The organism is Kocuria sp. KRD140 (assembly GCF_017168375.1).
Classification (GTDB): domain Bacteria; phylum Actinomycetota; class Actinomycetes; order Actinomycetales; family Micrococcaceae; genus Kocuria; species Kocuria marina.
This window is the reverse complement of the sequence record NZ_JABFAW010000005.1, coordinates 17879-34337: the sequence shown is the minus strand read 5'-3', so window position 1 is coordinate 34337 and position 16459 is coordinate 17879. Positions and strand designations below refer to the sequence as shown.

Sequence of the window (16459 nt, the reverse complement as noted above, 5' to 3'; positions counted from 1 at the left end):
GGTGTCCCGGGGGGGGGGATGGTGTGGTCCGCGCCACTTGCCCAGAATGCATGGATAATATACGATTTCAAATAATATTCTGACGATAACGAGGAGGCGGTGGCCGTGACCGAGAACCCCCAGGACGCTCAGCAGGCCTCATCCGGGACGCCTGAACAGCCGGTTCCCGTGCACCCGGGCAAGATCATCGCGGTGCACGTGGCCTACGAGTCCGTGCGGCGCAGCGCGGTCGCAAGCCTGCCGTCCCGTCCTACTTCCTCAAGCCCGCGAGCTCGCTGGGTGGTTTGGACACCGCGGTGGAGCGCCCCGCCGGTACCGAGCTGCTCGCGTTCGAGGGCGAGGTCGCCCTGGTGATCGGCACGGCGGCGAAGAACGTCTCCCTCGAGGACGCGTGGTCCCCCGTGGCCTCCGTGACCGCTGTCAACGACTGGGGGCTCTACGACCTGCGCGCCGCGGACAAGGGCTCCAACCTGCGTAACAAGGGCCGCGACGGCTACACCTCGCTGGGCCCCTTCCTGATCGACGCCCGTGAGATCTCCCCGGAGCAGCTGCGCGTGCGCACGTGGCGCAACGGTGAGCTGGTCCAGGAGGACACCACTGCGGCGGAAAACATGATCTTCCCGCTCGCCCAGTTCGTGGCGGACCTCTCCCAGCACCTGACCCTCGAGGAGGGGGACGTGATCCTCACGGGCACCCCCGCCGGTTCTTCGGTCGCGCAGCCCGGGGACGTCGTGGAGATCGAGGTGGACGCGCCGGAGGCCGCGGGAGCGCCGTCGTCGGGCCGCCTGATCAGCCACGTGACCGAGGGTGACGAGAGCTTCGACGAGGGGCTGGGCGTCATGCCCGCCGTGGACGACAAGCAGCGCGAGGAGGCGTGGGGTTCCCGCGAGGCCGCGGGTCTGCCGGACTCCGACGCCGCGGCGCTGCCCGAGGCGCTGCGCGCCAAGCTCGAGAAGGCGCCCACGGCCGGGCTGTCCGCGGAGCTGCGCAAGCGCGGACTCAACAACGTGGTGATCGAAGGCGTGTACCCGCAGACGCCCGGCACCACGATGGTCGGCACGGCCAGGACCCTGCGCTTCGTGCCCAACCGCGAGGATCTCTTCACGTCCCACGGCGGCGGGTACAACGTGCAGAAGCAGGTCTTCGACGCCGTCGGCCCGGGTGAGGTGATCGTGATCGAGGCCCGCGGGGCGGCAGGTTCCGGCACGCTCGGTGACATCCTCGCGCTGCGCGCCCAGTTCAACGGCGCGGCGGGAGTGGTCAGCGACGGCGGTGTACGCGACTACGCGGCCGTCGCCGAGATCGGGTTGCCCGTCTTCGCGCAGACCGCGCACCCCGCGGTGCTGGGCCGCCGGCACGTCCCGTGGGACCAGGACGTCGCCGTGGCGTGCGGCAACGCGACCGTGCTGCCCGGTGACGTGATCGTGGGTGACGACGACGGCGTCATCGTGATCCCGCGCGAGCTCGCCGAGGACGTCGTGGACGCCGCCCTGGCCAAGGAGCACGAGGACGCCTGGGTGGCCGAGCGCGTCGCCGAGGGCAACCCCGTCAAGGGGCTCTTCCCGCCCACGGGGCAGTGGAAGGAAGAATTCCAGCAGTGGTTGGCGGAACACCCCGCCTCCGACGACTGACCGACACCCCTAGCGAACCGAGGAATCCGTGACCACGACCACCGGGGCCCCCAGCAAGGCCCAGCGTGCCTACGACTGGATCAAGAGCCAGATCATGACCCAGGCGTTCTCACCCGGCTACCGCCTGGTGCTCGCGAGCATCGCGGAGACCCTGGAGATGTCCGTGGTGCCCGTGCGCGAGGCCATCCGGCGGCTCGAGGCGGAGGGCCTCGTGACCTTCGAGCGCAACGTGGGTGCGCGCGTGTCCATGGTCAACGGTGAGCAGTACCGCTACAGCATGGAGACCCTCGGTCTGTTGGAGGGTGCGGCCACCGCGCTGTCCGCGGAACACATGACCGCGGCGGACCTCGCGCACGCCCGCCAGCTCAACGTCTCCCTGGAGGCGTCCCTGAAGAACTTCGACCCGCAGGCGTTCACCGAGACCAACCACGAGTTCCACCGGGTGCTCGCATGCCGGTGCCCCAACGAACGCCTCAACGACCTCGTGATGGTCGAGTGGGAACGGCTCAACCACCTGCGCACCTCCACGTTCTCGTTCATCCCCGAACGTGCGCGCGCCTCGGTCAACGAGCACTACCACATCCTGCACCTCATCGAGACCCGCGCCCCAGCCGACGCCGTGGAGCGCGCCGTGCGCCAGCACCGTTCCGCGACCCTTCGCAGCTACCTCAGCAGCCGCGCCGACACCCACGAGGAGCCGCAGCGCCGGAGCTCGTGAACCACCGACCCACCCGTACCGATCGGGCCGCCGGCCGGGCGCGCCCGGTCAGGACCGGTCCATCAAGAACACGCAATCAGAAGCAACCCGTCAGAAGTCACCGACTGGAGGAGTCATCCCATGGCAGCTCTGCAGGAGACCACGCCCGAGAACCTTCCCGATTCCATCCGCCACTACATCAACGGCGAATGGGTGGATTCCGTGGACGGGGACACGTTCGAGGTGCTCAACCCCGTGACCAACAAGCCCTATATCAAGGCCGCCTCCGGTAAGAAGGCGGACATCGAGGCCGCCGTGGCCGCAGCTAAGAAGGCGTTCGACGAGGGGCCCTGGCCCAAGATGCTGCCCCGTGAGCGCTCGCGGGTGCTGCACAAGATCGCGGACATCGTGGAGTCCCGCGGTGGCCAGCTCGCCGCCATGGAGTCCTACGATTCCGGTCTGCCCATCACCCAGGCCCTGGGTCAGGCGCGCCGCGCCGCGGAGAACTTCCGCTTCTTCGCGGACCTGATCGTCGCCCAGATCGACGACGCCTACAAGGTCCCCGGCCGCCAGGTGAACTACGTCAACCGCAAGCCGATCGGTGTGGCCGGGTTGATCACCCCGTGGAACACCCCGTTCATGCTCGAGTCCTGGAAGCTGGGTCCGGCCCTGGCCACGGGCAACACCGTGGTGCTCAAGCCGGCCGAGTTCACGCCCCTGTCCGCGTCCCTGTGGCCCGGCATCTTCGAGGAGGCCGGTGTCCCGGCCGGTGTGTTCAACCTGGTCAACGGCTTCGGCGAGGAAGGCTACGCCGGCGACTCGCTGGTCAAGCACCCGGACGTCCCGCTGATCTCGTTCACGGGCGAGTCCCGCACCGGGCAGATCATCTTCGGCAACGCCGCGCCCTTCCTCAAGGGTCTGTCCATGGAGCTGGGCGGCAAGTCCCCGGCCGTGGTGTTCGACGACGCCGATCTGGAGGGCGCGATCAACGCCACGATCTTCGGTGTGTTCTCCCTCAACGGCGAACGCTGCACCGCGGGTTCGCGCATCCTGGTCCAGCGCGGGATCTACGACGAGTTCGTGGAACGCTACGCGGCCCAGGCCAAGCGCGTGAAGGTGGGTCTGCCCTCGGACCCGTCCACCGAGGTGGGCGCGCTCGTGCACCCCGAGCACTACGAGAAGGTCATGTCCTACGTGGAGATCGGCAAGCAGGAGGCCCGTCTGGTGGCCGGTGGCGGTCGCCCCGAGGGCTTCGAGACCGGTAACTACGTGGCCCCCACGGTGTTCGTGGACGTCAAGCCAGACGCCCGGATCTTTCAGGAGGAAATCTTCGGTCCGGTCGTGGCGATCACGCCGTTCGACACCGAGGAAGAAGCCCTGGAGCTGGCCAACAACACCAGGTACGGCCTGGCCGCCTACATCTGGACGAGCGACCTCAAGCGTGCCCACAACTTCGCGCAGAACGTGGAGGCGGGCATGGTGTGGCTCAACTCCAACAACGTGCGTGACCTGCGCACGCCGTTCGGCGGCGTGAAGGCGTCCGGGCTGGGCCACGAGGGCGGCTACCGCTCGATCGATTTCTACACGGACCAGCAGGCCGTGCACATCAACCTGGGCGAGGTGCACAACCCCGTGTTCGGCAAGCAGGAAGACGCCACCGAAGAAATGGACGCCTGAGCGTCCCCCTCCTCTACCAACCCGGTGCCACCCACGAGAAGGACACACCATGACGAATCCCGCTGATCGGACAATGACGTCCTCGGGCTTCTACGTTTCGCAGGAAGCTCCGATTACCACCGACAACCCCATCACGACCCCGTCCGTGCCCGCGCCGGACATCCTGCGCTGCGCGTACATGGAGCTCGTGGTCACGGACCTCGTGAAGTCTCGCGAGTTCTACGTGGACGTGCTGGGGCTCACGGTCACGGAGGAGGACGAGAACACCATCTACCTGCGTTCGATCGAGGAGCTCATCCACCACAACCTGGTGCTGCGCCAGGGCCCCGTGGCCGCCGTGGCCGCGTTCTCCTACCGTGTGCGCACCCCCGAGGACCTAGGCAAGGCCGTGGCTTTCTACGAGGAGCTCGGCTGCCGCGTGGGACGCCGCGCGGAGGGCTTCACCAAGGGCATCGGCGAGTCGGTGCGCGTGGAGGACCCCCTGGGCTTCCCGTACGAGTTCTCCCACGACGTGGAGCACGTGGAGCGCCTGGCCTGGCGCTACGACCTCTACACCCCGGGTGCCCTGGTGCGCCTGGACCACTTCAACCAGGTCACCCCGGACGTCCCCCGCGCTACCAAGTTCATGCAGGACCTGGGCTTCCGCGTGACCGAGGACATCCAGGACGAGCACGGCACGGTGTACGCCGCGTGGATGCGCCGCAAGCCCACCGTGCACGACACCGCCATGACCGGCGGCGACGGTCCCCGGATGCACCACGTGGCCTTCTCCACCCACGAAAAGCACAACATCCTGGCGATCTGCGACAAGCTCGGTGCGCTGCGCCGCTCGGACATGATCGAGCGCGGCCCCGGCCGCCACGGCGTGTCCAACGCCTTCTACCTGTACTTGCGCGACCCGGACGGTCACCGCGTGGAGATCTACACGCAGGACTACTACACGGGTGACCCGGACAACCCCGTGGTCACGTGGGACGTCCACGACAACCAGCGCCGCGACTGGTGGGGCACCCCCGTGGTCCCGTCCTGGTACACGGACGCCTCCCTCGTGCTGGACCTGGACGGCAACCCGCAGGAGGTCGTGGCCCGCACCGAGGAGTCCGAGCTCGCCGCGACCATCGGCGCGGACGGCTTCTCCTACACCCGCCCCTCCGAGGGCGAGGAGTCCATGCCCGAGTGGAAGCAGGGCGAGTACAAGCTGGGTCACCAGCTCTGACCGTTCGGCTTCCACGACCAAGGCGAGGGAGACACCATGCTGGAGAAGGAACGCATCACTAAGATCGCGGACGATCTGGCCGCGGCCGAGCGCGAGCGCACCATGATTCCGCGGCTCACGCAGCAGTACCCGGAGATGACCGTGGAGGACTCCTACGCGGTGCAGAACGAGTGGCGCCGCCGCAGCGAGGCCGCCGGACGTCGGCTGGTGGGGCGCAAGATCGGGCTGACGTCCAAGGTCATGCAGGAGGCCACGGGCATCACCGAACCGGACTACGGGGCGATCTTCGCGGACCAGGTGTACGAGAACGGCTCCGTGATCCGCCATGACCAGTACTCCAACGTGCGCATCGAGGTGGAACTCGCGTTCGTGCTCCGGGACGAGCTGACCGGGCCGAACGTGACCATCTTCGACGTCCTGCGCGCGACCGAGTACGTGGTCCCGGCGCTGGAGATCCTCAGCTCGCGCATCGAGATGGAGGGCCGCACGATCGTGGACACCATCTCGGACAACGCGGCCCTGGGTGGGATGGTCTACGGCGGTAACCCCGTGGCTCCGGACTCCGTGGACCTGCGCTGGGTCTCCGCGCTGCTGTACCGCAACGAGAGCCTCGAGGACACCGGCGTGGCCGCGGCCGTACTCAACCACCCCGCGAACGGTGTGGCGTGGCTGGCCAACAAGCTCGCCGCGCACGACGACACCCTGCCCGCCGGGAGCATCGTGCTGGCCGGTTCCTTCACCAAGCCCATGTGGGTCCACCCCGGGGACACCGTGCACGCCGATTACAGAGATCTGGGGGCCATCACATGTCGGTTCGAGTGAACGATCTGATCCACGCGTTCCGCGCGGAGGACGCTCCCAACCTGCCCGGTGTGCTGCCGAGCCTCAAGGACCTCTTCCCGCTCGCCTCTGACGATCAGCCGGTGATCGGGATGTTCCACTCCTCCGGGGATCCCGCCGCCGCGGAGATCCTGGCCGGGGCCGGTTTCGACTACCTGCTGATCGACGGCGAGCACTCGCCGCTGTCGCTCGAGACCATCCAGTCCGTGCTGCGCGCGATCGCCGCCTACCCCACGCTCGGGGTCGTGCGGGTCCCCGAGAACAGCGAGGTGCTCATCACGCAGTACCTGGACCTCGGGGCCCAGTCGCTCGTGGTGCCCATGGTCGACTCGGTCGAAGAGGCGCAGGCCGCCGCTCGGGCGGTGGCCTATCCGCCCGGGGGTGTGCGCGGCGTCGGCTCCGCCCTGGCCCGCTCCGGCCGGTGGAACCGGATCCCCGGGTACCTGACCCGGGCACGCGAGACCATCACGCTGATCGTTCAGGCGGAGTCCGCCGCTGCCGTGGAGAACGCCGCCGCGATCGCCGCCGTGGACGGCGTGGACGGTGTGTTCATCGGCCCGTCGGACCTCGCCGCGTCCATGGGGCTGCTCGGTCAGCAGACCCACCCGGACGTCGTGGCCGCCGTGAAGCACGTGATCCCGGAGGTGAAGGCCGCCGGCAAGTTCGTGGGCGTCAACGCGTTCGCCCAGGACCAGGCGCGGGACTACCTCGCTTCGGGCGCGGACTTCGTGAACGTGGGCGCCGACGTCGCTCTGCTCGCCGCCGGCAGCAAGGCCCTGCTGGAGGCGTTCCGGAAGTAGCCGCCGAGGGCCAGCGTCGCGCCGCAGCTCTCGGGCCCGGCAGGCCATCCGCGCACTTCGAGGCACTCCGAAGCCACCGGCGATTTCTGGGGCAGCTAAAGCCGGGCACGATTTCCTAGGCACTCCAAAACCACTCGCTCGCCGGATACTGGCTCCAGGGTGCCCAGAATTTCGATACTGGCTTCCGCATACCCCAGAATGCACGCGGCACTGCCTGGAATCTTGTGGCTCAGTCCGTCGCGTGTCAGTCCATGGAAATGCTGTGCAGCATCGCCTGGATGGCGGGGACGTCCGGGTGAGTGGCGACCGTGGTGTTCAGGATGTCGACCAGTTCCTCATCGGTGACGAACCTCCCGGTCGTGTTGACCGGGCCGGTGGAGAACTCGACCCACAACTCGCGACCCGTCTCGCCTCCCGCCAGGCTCACCAGGCCGGAGGAGTTGACCTGTGAGAGGCCGAAGAGCACGGAGTCCTCGTCCGGACCCTTGGCGCTGCGGAGGTACGCGGAGTACGTGCTCACCTGCGCCCCGATGTCCTCGGACAACTGTGTGGTCTCACCGGGCACCGTGTAGCGGGGGGACGTGAACCAGTCCTCGCGCAGCGGTCGTACGTCCGTGGTGGCGATCCGACCCATCGCCTGACCCGTGGGGCTCGTGAGCTCCAAGTACCCCTGATCCGTCTTCGCGGTCCACGAGGCGGGGTACTTCATGTTGAAGGCCCCGTCCGGCGCGGTGTAGGTCTCGGACAGGGCGATCGTGTCACCTGTCTGGTCGCCCGGTGCGGGCTCGGTCGGTTCAGTGGTGGCGCCGGGCGCCCCAACCGGTTCGGAACTCGCATCCGACGCCGAGGGCGTGGATGGTGCGGTCGTTCCGGAGTCCCCGGGCTGTGTCGCCGACGGCGCGGCGGACCCCGCAATCGACGTCGCCGTCCCGCCCGATTGCGGCGGTGCGGTGCTGTGCGTGGTGGTGTCGGAGCTCGTGGGGGTGGCCGCGCCGTTCGACGCGGTGCACCCCGTCAGAGCGAGGGCGGACGTGATACCGAGGGTGATGGCCCAGCTGCGGGCTGTGTTGTGTGTCATGGCACCAGCGTGGATCCGAGCCATGTTGTTTGCAATAGTGAACAATAAAGTGTGATGCACCTGTGATGTAGGACACCTCCGTGTTTGCCCATGTCGCAGGGGTGTTCTCGAGTGATCGGATCGGCGCGCCCACTCGGATCACCCGCCGAAAAACATCAGTGCGGTCATCCCGGCAACCCACCGGAATGACCGCACCGGCCACTCTCCCCGCGCTCTTTGCCCCGCCCCGACGAACGGCCGGCGGGTCGTCTCTAGTCGACGGCCCGGATGGACTTGAGGATCGCGTCCACCGTGCCGGCCTCGTCCGTCTCGTTGATCTGATTGACCAGCTTGACCCCTTGGCTCTGGGACAGCGGTCGGTTCCCCTTGTTCACGGGGGCGTAATAGAACTCCGCCCACAGTTCGTCCCGCTTGTCCCCGCCCGGGAGGGACACGATGCCCTGGCTGTCGGACTCCGTGAGCCCCCACAGGACCGAATCGCTGCGCTCGCTGTGCGGCGGGGCCGGGACGTAGGTGGAGTACGTGAACACCTGGGTGCCCACCTGCTTGCTCAACCCGGTTTCCTCCCCGATCAGGGGGTGGGTGGGGCGGGTGAACCAATCGCCCTTGGGGGGTCGGACCTTGGTGGATGCCACCTTGCCCTGGACCTTCCCGTCCGGGCTGGTCAACTTCAGGTACCCGTTGTCCTTCTGGACCTTCCAGGACTTGGGGTACTTCACCGTGAACAGTTTCGCCGGATCCGTGTAGGTCTCCGTGAGCTCGTAGACGTCCGCGCTGTGGTCGGCATCCGGAGTGGCACTCGTCCCGAACTGCGCCTCACCGGACGGCGAGTCACCGGTCTGGGGCTGTGTGCCGCTCGCGTCGGTGCTCGTCTGCTCCCCACCCTGCGGCGTGCTCCCCTGGGTGGCCCCGGCGGCGTCGTTGCCCGGGCCGGAATCGTTGCTGGACCCGCATCCGGTCACTGCGAACGCCCCGACCAGGGCAAGGGTGGTCATCCATGTTCGAGGTGATGTCGTCTTCGCCATAGCAAACAGGCTGACAACTTGTCCGGGTCGCTGCAATGCCACATCCGCGTTGTAATCAACCCGTGATTTTTCATTTTCATAGAACGCAGTTCCGTCCCCGCGTAATCCCACGATGACCTGGGAGAACGCGGTTCACGGCGACGTCGAACTCTTAAGGGGACAACACTGTCCCTTTTGGGGGACAAGGAGCGAAGTGTCCGTGAACATTGCGGCGTCAGCGTGTGGGGGAGCCGGGTCCGAGCGGGATGCCCAGGCCCCACCAGGCCAGGAAGAACAGGAACCACACCACGATCATGGCCAGGGACAGGGGTAGCACCATGGACATGAGAGTGCCGATCCCGGCCTTGGGGTACCAGCGCTGGATGAAGCCCAGGGTCATGGCGAAGAACGGGTTCAGCGGCGAGAGCACGTTGGACGGGGAATCCCCGATGCGGAACAGCATCTGCGTGGTCTCCGGGGGGATGGACAAGTACATGAACATGGGCACCAGCACGGGCGCGGTGAGGGTCCACTGCGCGGAGCCGGACGTGATGAACAGGTTGATCACGGAGATCAGCACCACCATGCCTGCGAAGAGCACCACGGGCGGGACCCCGGCGGAGCCGAGCACCCCGGCGGTCTTGATGGCCAGTACGGTGCCCATGTTGGACCAGTCGAACCACGCGATGAACTGGGCGGCCGCGAAGAACAGCACGATTAGGGGTGCCACCTGGGTGATCGCGGAGGCCATCATGGGCGGCACGTCCGAGGCCTTGTCGATGGTCCCGGCCACGGTCCCGTAAGCGATACCGCACACAAAGAACAGCAGCCCGATGGGCACCGCGACACTGCTGATCAGTACCGAGGTCAGGGGGGTGCCGTCCTCCCCGGGGAACGGTGTGCCGGGGATGAACAACAGGGTGAAGTAGATGCCCAGGCCCGCGACGAGCGTTCCCACGGCGGCCCACAGGGCGGTGGTCTCCCGCCGGGACGTGACCGTCAGGGTCTGGGCCGTGAAGGTCTCGGCGTGCTCGCCGTCGCCGGCCTCGGCCGCCCGTGCGGCCTCCGCCTCGGAGCGTTCCGCCGCGTGGTACTTCTTGGTCATCCGGGTCAGGACGGTCTCCGAGACCAGGGTGATCACGAGCGCCAGCACCACGGCGGAGGCCGCGGAGAAGAAGTAGTTGGCGATGGGGGAGACCGTGTACTCGGGATCCACGAGCTGCGCCGCGGACTGGGTGATCCCGCCCACCAGCGGATCGGTCAGGTTGACCACCAGCGAGGCGTTGAAGCCGGCCGAGGACGAGACGAACGCGATCACCGCGCCCAGCACGGCGGAGCGGCCGGCCGCCTTGAACGCCGCCGCGCCCAGGGGGATCAGCACCACCACGATCGCGTCCGAGGCCACGGAACCGGTGACACCCGTGAGCGCGAGCACGAACGTGAGCCATCCCGCCGAGACGCGGGAGACCACGAGTTTCACCGCGGTGTTGATGAGCCCGCTGCGTTCGGCGACGGCCACGCCCAGCAAAACCGTGATCACCACGCCCAGGGGCGGGAAGGAGGCGAAGTTCTCCACGGCGTCGCCCACCATGGCCTGCAGCCCCTCGGACGTCAGCAGGTTGTGAACGGTCTCCACGTCCCCGGTCGCGGGGTTCTGCGCGGTGACACCGGCCGTCGCGAGTACGGCGGACAGCACCGCCACGAGACCGGCGAGAATCACGAAGAGCCAGAACGGGTGCGGCAACTTGTTGCCCACCCACTCGACGCCGTTCAGGAACCGCAGCAGTGCGCCGTCGCGCCCGGACGTTCCCGAGGGCGGTCGGCCGCCGGGCGCGGGGTCCCGCCCCGGGCCGAGGGCGGGCGAGCTGCCGGCCGCGGCATGCACGGTGAACGAAGGGTCGGTCATGGCCCGGTTCTTTCGTGGTCGGGGACGCGGCACCTGCGGTGCCCGGAAAGCCCGAGACTATCAAGGCCACGCAAACACGAGCGCCCGGTCGAACGGGTGTCCGACCGGGCGCGCTTGGGGGACCGCCGTCAGTTGTTCGGCAGGTCCTTGGGTGTGAGGTAGCGCTCGCCGTCCTCGGTGGTCTCGAGGTCGTAGTCGCGTTCCTGCTCCTGGACACGGTCCTCGACCATGTGCGAGTGCCGCACGGGTTCGATGTCCGGCATCTCCTCGGAGCGCTGGTACTGGGCGTTGCCCTCGTCGTCGACCTCGCCGTCCACGTCCGGGCGGTCGGCGGGGTTCGCGGAGATGTTCGGGTTGGGATCCCCGGGCCTGGGCTGGAACTTCCGCGTTCCGGCCAGCGCCTCCGAATCGACATCGCGGGCGCTCTGCTCGTCCACGGTGCCCTCGCCCACGTTGGGGAAGCCGGTCTCCTTCAACGCCTTGGGCGGCTTGCCGTGGTCCGCGGCGTGGTCATCACGCACGACGTCGCGGTCGTCACGGACGCTGCGCTCCTCGACGACGCTGCCGCGATCGGTCGCGTTCACCGCGCCGTCGACGGTGCCCGGATCGGTGGCGCCCGCCGGGGGGACGCTGGTGCGACGGACCGCGCCGGGTTGGTCGGGGTCCCCTTCCGCGGAACTCTCATCCGGTTGGGTGTCGCGGCCGGCGCGGGAGTCGTCGTGGCCCTGCACGGTGGTGGGCTGGTCGGGATCGTCGATCTGACCGGCGGACGCGATGGGATCCGGGTTCTCGGGTTGCTGAGTCATGACGTGTCTCCTGTACTGTCCGTGGCGCTAACCACTGTGGTGCTTCCCATCTTGGCACCCAGGTGGGGAAACCGTAAGTACCGTGAGGGATGGTTCAGCCCTGAGGAGACGTCTCCACGGGGCGGTCCGTGTGGGAGTACTGGGACCAGCTCCCGGGGAACAGCCGTCCCGTGCCGAGTCCGGCGTGCTCGGCCACGAGGAGGTTGTGGCACGCCGTCACACCGGAGCCGCAATAGGAGATCATGTGGTGCGCGTCCGTGACCCCCGCGCGCTCGAATCGCTCCCGCAACTGCTCCACCGGTTGCAGGGTCTGTCGCTCGGTCAGGTGCTCACGGCACGGGACGTTCACGGCGCCCGGGATGTGGCCGGAGCGCGGATCCACGGGATCGGGGGTGTTGCCCGCGAACCGCGTGCGGTCGCGCGCGTCCACGACCAGTGGGCCGTGGACCGCCTCGTCGATGCTCGCGAGCGCGTCGGGCGGCCACGGCACCGGGGTGAAACGTGCCTCGGGGAGGACCGTGCGGCGTCGTTCCAGCTCGCCGGAGCCTGCGGCAGACAGGCCGCCGTCGAGCAGCGCGGCGCGGTGGCCCGTGGTGCGCAGCATCCAGATGAGGCGCGCGGCCATGACGTTGCCGGCGTCGTCGTACGCGACCACCGTGGTGTCATCGCCGATGCCCGCCCGGGACATCGCCGCGGCGAAATCCTCGGGGGTGGGCAGCGGGTGCCGACCCTTCTCCGGGGAGGCCGGGGCCGCGAGCGCGGTGGCCACGTCCACGAATACCGCGCCGGGCAGGTGTCCCTGCAGGTAGGCGGCCTCCGCGCTGCGTCCGTCCAGGTACATGCGGGCGTCCGCGAGCACCACGTCCTCGCGGTGCTCGGCGAGCCAATCGGGTGATACGAACGGGTCCATGACAGTCTCCCCACTTCCTGCGACGACGTCCTCCGACGACGACGCCGCGTGCTGTCTCCCAGCCTAGGCCCGGTACGTGCGTCCCTTCACGAGGAACGCGGGATGACCGATAAGCGCCGATTATGGCAGGAGGTGGTCACCAGCTCTGTTCCTGCTCGAGCGCGGGATCCGGACCCACGGCGTCCCCGGGTCGCGCCCACGTGGCGGGGTCCAACAGGACGTCCTTGACGCGCAGGGCGGCGGGGGACAGTGGTTGCTGCGTGCGCCAGCCGACGACGGCGGTCTGGTGCGCCACGCTCTCCCGCACCTTCCGGATCACGCATTTGGCGCCCATGATCTCCCGCACCTGCTCGGGCACGAGCGCCACCCCGCGCCCGGCCGCCACGAGCGGGACACATGTTTGCAGCGTGGACACCTCCGTGACGGTCTCCGGGCGGGTCGTGGGGCGTTCGCGCCACACGTTGGCCAGTAACTCCGGCAGCCCGGACAGTCCCGGGTAGCGGGCGGGCACGAGCCACGTCTCGGACGCCAGGTCCGCCAAGGAGACATAAGGCGGCAGGGTGTCCATGCTGCGCGGCAACAGCACCACGAGCGGCATGGTCAGCAGGGGTTCCAGGGAGAGGTCCGCGCCGTGGATCCGCCGCAGGGCGGAGACGTCCGAGGTCAGGACGACCCCCAGATCGATCACGCCCTCGTGCAACGTGCGCAGTGTGATGTCCGGGGAGGGGTCCCGCAGGTCGATGTCGATGTCCGGGGCCGCGCTCTCCAGGATGTTCAGCGCGTGCGGCAGGTGCCACCACTCGAACGCGGGTGCCACGGACAGCGTGACCTGACCCCGCCGACCCTGGGCGATCGACCGCATGCGCGCTGTGGTGGACGCGAGGTCGTGCAGGATGCGCCGGGCGTCCGTGGCGAGTTGTTTGCCGGCCTCGGTGGGCCGGGTGCCGCGTGCGCCGCGGTGCAGCAGCGGCACGCCGCATTCCTTCTCGAGTTGCTTCACGGTGTTGCTCAGAGCCGGTTGCGTGATCCGCAGGGCCGCGGACGCGGCAGTGAAGCCCTGGTGGTCCACGACCGCGAGGAAGTACGTGAGCTGGCGCGTATCCATAATGTGTCCTTATGTCTGCCCAGAAAAAATTGTATTGGATCTATGGATATGGTGTGCACCACACTGGAAGGACATCAGGATCATCCAGTCAAGGCAGGTTTCCCATGTCCATCCAGCGTTCCGACTCAGCGCCCCGGCCGATGGTCTTCGAGCACACGACCCTGGGACAACGTGTCCTGTTCGGCTCGGGCAAGGCCGCCGAAAACCTCGCGGCCGAACTCGACCGCCTCGGCGCCACGCGCCCCATGATCATCGCGGGGGAGCACGAAGCGGAGCTGGTCCGGCAGGTCGCCGAGCGTGCGCAGCCCGCCCTGACGTGGAACGACGTCGTCCAGCACGTCCCCGTGGAACTCGCCGAGCGCGCGCGGGACGCCGCACGCGAGGCGGACGTGGACGCGCTCGTCACCGTGGGCGGCGGCTCCACCACGGGGCTGGGCAAGGCCATCGCACTGACGTCCGGGCTGCCCCTCCTGGCCGTGCCCACGACCTACGCGGGCTCCGAGGCCACGAGCATGTGGGGTATGACGGAGGACCGCACCAAGTCCACCGGCCTGGACCCCAAGGTGCTGCCCGAGGCTGTGATCTACGACGCCGAACTCTCGCGTTCCCTGCCCGTGGGCCTGTCGGTCGCGTCCGGGCTCAACGGACTCGCGCACTGCGTGGACTCGCTGTGGGCGCCCAAGGCCGATCCCATCAACCAAGCGCATGCGCTCGAGGGTGCGCGGGCACTCGCGATCGCCCTGCGGGGGATCGTCAAGGACCCCGAGGACATGCACGCCCGTGAGCAGGCGCTCTACGGCTGCTACCTCTCCGCACTGTCGTTCGCGTCCGCGGGCTCGGGGATCCACCACAAGATCGCGCACGTGCTCGGGGGGACGTTCAACCTGCCCCACGCCGAGACCCACGCGACCGTGCTGCCGCACGTCCTGGCGTTCAACGCCCCGGCCGTCCCGGAACTCGCCGGTCGCCTCGCCGCCGCGCTCGGGTACGAGGGCACCGTGGCCGGTGGGGAGGCCCGGGCCGCCAACGACGCACTGGCCGCACTGCGGAAGGACCTGGACGCACCCCGGGCGCTGTCCGACGTCGGCTTCACCGAGGAGGACGTTACCGAGGCCGTGGAGCGCTCGCTCAAGGCCATCCCGGAGTCCAACCCGGTCACGCCCACGACCGAGAACCTCACCGTGCTGTTGCGCGCGGCCCTGCAGGGGGAGAACCCCTCGGTGGTCACGGCCGCGACCGGTGACGCGCCCGACAGCACCGAGAGTGAGGAGCAGTGCCAGCGCGAAGCGCAACTCACCGAACAGGTCCTGGCGTCCTTCGACGAGTCCCCCGACCAGCGCCTCGCGGAGGTGCTGCGCAGCGTCGTGACCCATGCCCACGCCGTCGTGCGCGAGACCCGGCTGACCGAGGACGAGTGGAACGCCGCGATCAAGTTCCTCACGGACGCGGGGAACATCACCACGGACACCCGTCAGGAATTCGTGCTGCTCTCGGACGTGCTGGGCATCTCCATGCAGACCATCGCCGTGAACAACCGGGCCTACGAGGACGCCACGGAAGCCACCGTGTTCGGCCCGTTCTTCGCCCAGGACGCCCCGCGTATCGACCAGGGCGAAGACATCGCCGGGGGTGCCCCGGGCCAGCCGTGCTGGGTCGAGGGAACCGTCAAGGACACGGACGGCAACCCCGTGGCGGGTGCGCGCATCGAGGTGTGGGAGGCGGACGACGAGGGTCTGTACGACGTCCAGCACACCGACGGCCGGGTCTACGGCCGCGCATGGCTCGAATCCAACAACGATGGGACGTTCCGCTTCTGGGGCCTCACACCCACCCCGTACCCCATCCCGCACGACGGGCCCGTGGGCAAGATGCTGCAGAGCACCGGGCGCTCGCCGTACCGCGCCGCCCACCTGCACTTCATGGTCTCGGCCCCGGGGCAGCGCACGCTCGTGACCCACATTTTCGTGGAGGGGGATCCGCAACTCGGGGCCGGCGACTCGGTGTTCGGCGTCAAGGACTCCCTGATCAAGACGTTCGAGACGCATGACGCGAACGAACCCACCCCGGACGGTCGCCGCCTGGACGAGAGCTGGGCCAGCACCCGCTTCGACGTGGTGCTCGCCCCCGAGGACGTCTGAGCCCACCCCTTTCCCCTCCACCGCGAGCGCCGTGCCGTCACGGCGCCGCCGGATCGTCCTCCGCCGTGGTCGCGGACGGCACCGAGCTGCCCGTGGACGAGCGGGACGCCGAGCTGTACTACCGTCCGACGACGCGCCCCGGCTCGCGGCTGCCCCACGCGTGGCTCGGGCTCGCCGACCCGCGGGAACCCAGCGTGTCCACGCACGACATCTGCGGGCACGGCCGGTTCACGGTGCTCACCGGGATCAACGGCGCCAAGTGGGCGGACGCCGCCGAACGGGTGGCCGAGGAGCTTGGCATCCCGCTCACGGCCCACGTGATCGGGCCGGAGCAGGAATACGAGGACCTTTACGGTGACTGGGCCGGACTGCGCGAGGTCGCGGACGACGGCATGGTGCTCGTGCGCCCCGACAACCACGTGGCCTACCGTTCGCACGGGATGGTCGAGGATCCCGCGGCCACGCTGACCGAGACGCTGCGCGCGGTGTTGGGCAGCGGGGAGGGTGCGCTTCAGGGCGGCCGGAGCTCCGTGAGTGCTCGCGACGCTTCCGAGCAGGACTCCAGGGGCGCTTCCGAGCAGGGAACGCGGGACGCTTCTCAGCAGGGGGCGCGGGCATGAACGCCGCACCGCGGCCACTGAGTCGGGAGGA

13 protein-coding genes and 1 pseudogene are annotated in these 16459 nt (G+C 68.7%); 8 read left to right on the top strand and 6 right to left on the bottom strand.

Annotated elements, in window-relative coordinates:
- Window positions 1–105 precede the first annotated feature (105 nt).
- The 6 genes and pseudogenes from J1M36_RS05790 to J1M36_RS05765 all read left to right on the top strand — a co-directional run bounded on the left by J1M36_RS05790 (window position 106) and on the right by J1M36_RS05765 (window position 6861).
- Window positions 106–1631: pseudogene (locus J1M36_RS05790) on the top strand (fumarylacetoacetate hydrolase family protein).
- A gap of 28 nt (window positions 1632–1659) precedes the next feature.
- Window positions 1660–2349, top strand: coding sequence for a GntR family transcriptional regulator (locus J1M36_RS05785; RefSeq protein ID WP_064847124.1), 690 nt, complete (start codon window positions 1660–1662; stop codon window positions 2347–2349).
- 120 nt (window positions 2350–2469) lie between these two features.
- Window positions 2470–4005, top strand: a complete 1536-nt coding sequence (hpaE, locus tag J1M36_RS05780) for a 5-carboxymethyl-2-hydroxymuconate semialdehyde dehydrogenase (protein ID WP_098054630.1) — start codon at window positions 2470–2472, stop codon at window positions 4003–4005.
- Window positions 4006–4054: 49 nt separating this feature from the next.
- Complete coding sequence (gene hpaD, locus J1M36_RS05775; RefSeq protein WP_206478860.1) at window positions 4055–5221, top strand: 3,4-dihydroxyphenylacetate 2,3-dioxygenase; 1167 nt, start codon at window positions 4055–4057, stop codon at window positions 5219–5221.
- A 36-nt stretch (window positions 5222–5257) separates the two neighbouring features.
- On the top strand, window positions 5258–6043 hold the full coding sequence (gene hpaH, locus J1M36_RS05770; RefSeq protein ID WP_206478859.1) for a 2-oxo-hept-4-ene-1,7-dioate hydratase: 786 nt from the start codon (window positions 5258–5260) through the stop codon (window positions 6041–6043).
- 110 nt (window positions 6044–6153) lie between these two features.
- Window positions 6154–6861, top strand: coding sequence for an aldolase/citrate lyase family protein (locus tag J1M36_RS05765; protein WP_241246928.1), 708 nt, complete (start codon window positions 6154–6156; stop codon window positions 6859–6861).
- A 244-nt stretch (window positions 6862–7105) separates the two neighbouring features.
- Here the strand turns inward: J1M36_RS05765 and J1M36_RS05760 are convergent, their stop codons facing one another.
- From J1M36_RS05760 to J1M36_RS05735, 6 genes are all read right to left on the bottom strand, one after another.
- A complete protein-coding gene (locus tag J1M36_RS05760; protein ID WP_206478857.1) occupies window positions 7106–7939 on the bottom strand; it encodes a hypothetical protein in 834 nt (277 codons plus the stop codon).
- Between the two features lie 251 nt (window positions 7940–8190).
- Window positions 8191–8934: a hypothetical protein gene (locus J1M36_RS05755; protein WP_206478856.1), complete on the bottom strand. Its 744-nt coding sequence runs from the start codon at window positions 8932–8934 to the stop codon at window positions 8191–8193.
- 244 nt (window positions 8935–9178) lie between these two features.
- Window positions 9179–10849 carry an AbgT family transporter gene (locus J1M36_RS05750; protein WP_206478855.1) on the bottom strand — a complete coding sequence of 557 codons (1671 nt, stop codon included), beginning with the start codon at window positions 10847–10849 and terminating at the stop codon, window positions 9179–9181.
- A gap of 128 nt (window positions 10850–10977) precedes the next feature.
- Entirely contained in the window at window positions 10978–11655 is a 678-nt protein-coding gene (locus J1M36_RS05745) for a hypothetical protein (RefSeq protein ID WP_206478854.1), read from the bottom strand.
- 94 nt (window positions 11656–11749) lie between these two features.
- On the bottom strand, window positions 11750–12565 hold the full coding sequence (locus J1M36_RS05740; RefSeq protein WP_085106841.1) for a sulfurtransferase: 816 nt from the start codon (window positions 12563–12565) through the stop codon (window positions 11750–11752).
- A gap of 136 nt (window positions 12566–12701) precedes the next feature.
- Window positions 12702–13670, bottom strand: coding sequence for a LysR family transcriptional regulator (locus J1M36_RS05735; protein WP_206478853.1), 969 nt, complete (start codon window positions 13668–13670; stop codon window positions 12702–12704).
- A 104-nt stretch (window positions 13671–13774) separates the two neighbouring features.
- Between J1M36_RS05735 and J1M36_RS13100 the strand changes: the two genes are divergently transcribed.
- Window positions 13775–15808: a maleylacetate reductase and hydroxyquinol 1,2-dioxygenase domain-containing protein gene (locus J1M36_RS13100; protein ID WP_342358294.1), complete on the top strand. Its 2034-nt coding sequence runs from the start codon at window positions 13775–13777 to the stop codon at window positions 15806–15808.
- Between the two features lie 65 nt (window positions 15809–15873).
- Entirely contained in the window at window positions 15874–16428 is a 555-nt protein-coding gene (locus J1M36_RS05720) for a hypothetical protein (RefSeq protein ID WP_206399891.1), read from the top strand.
- The last annotated feature ends 31 nt before the right edge of the window (window positions 16429–16459 follow it).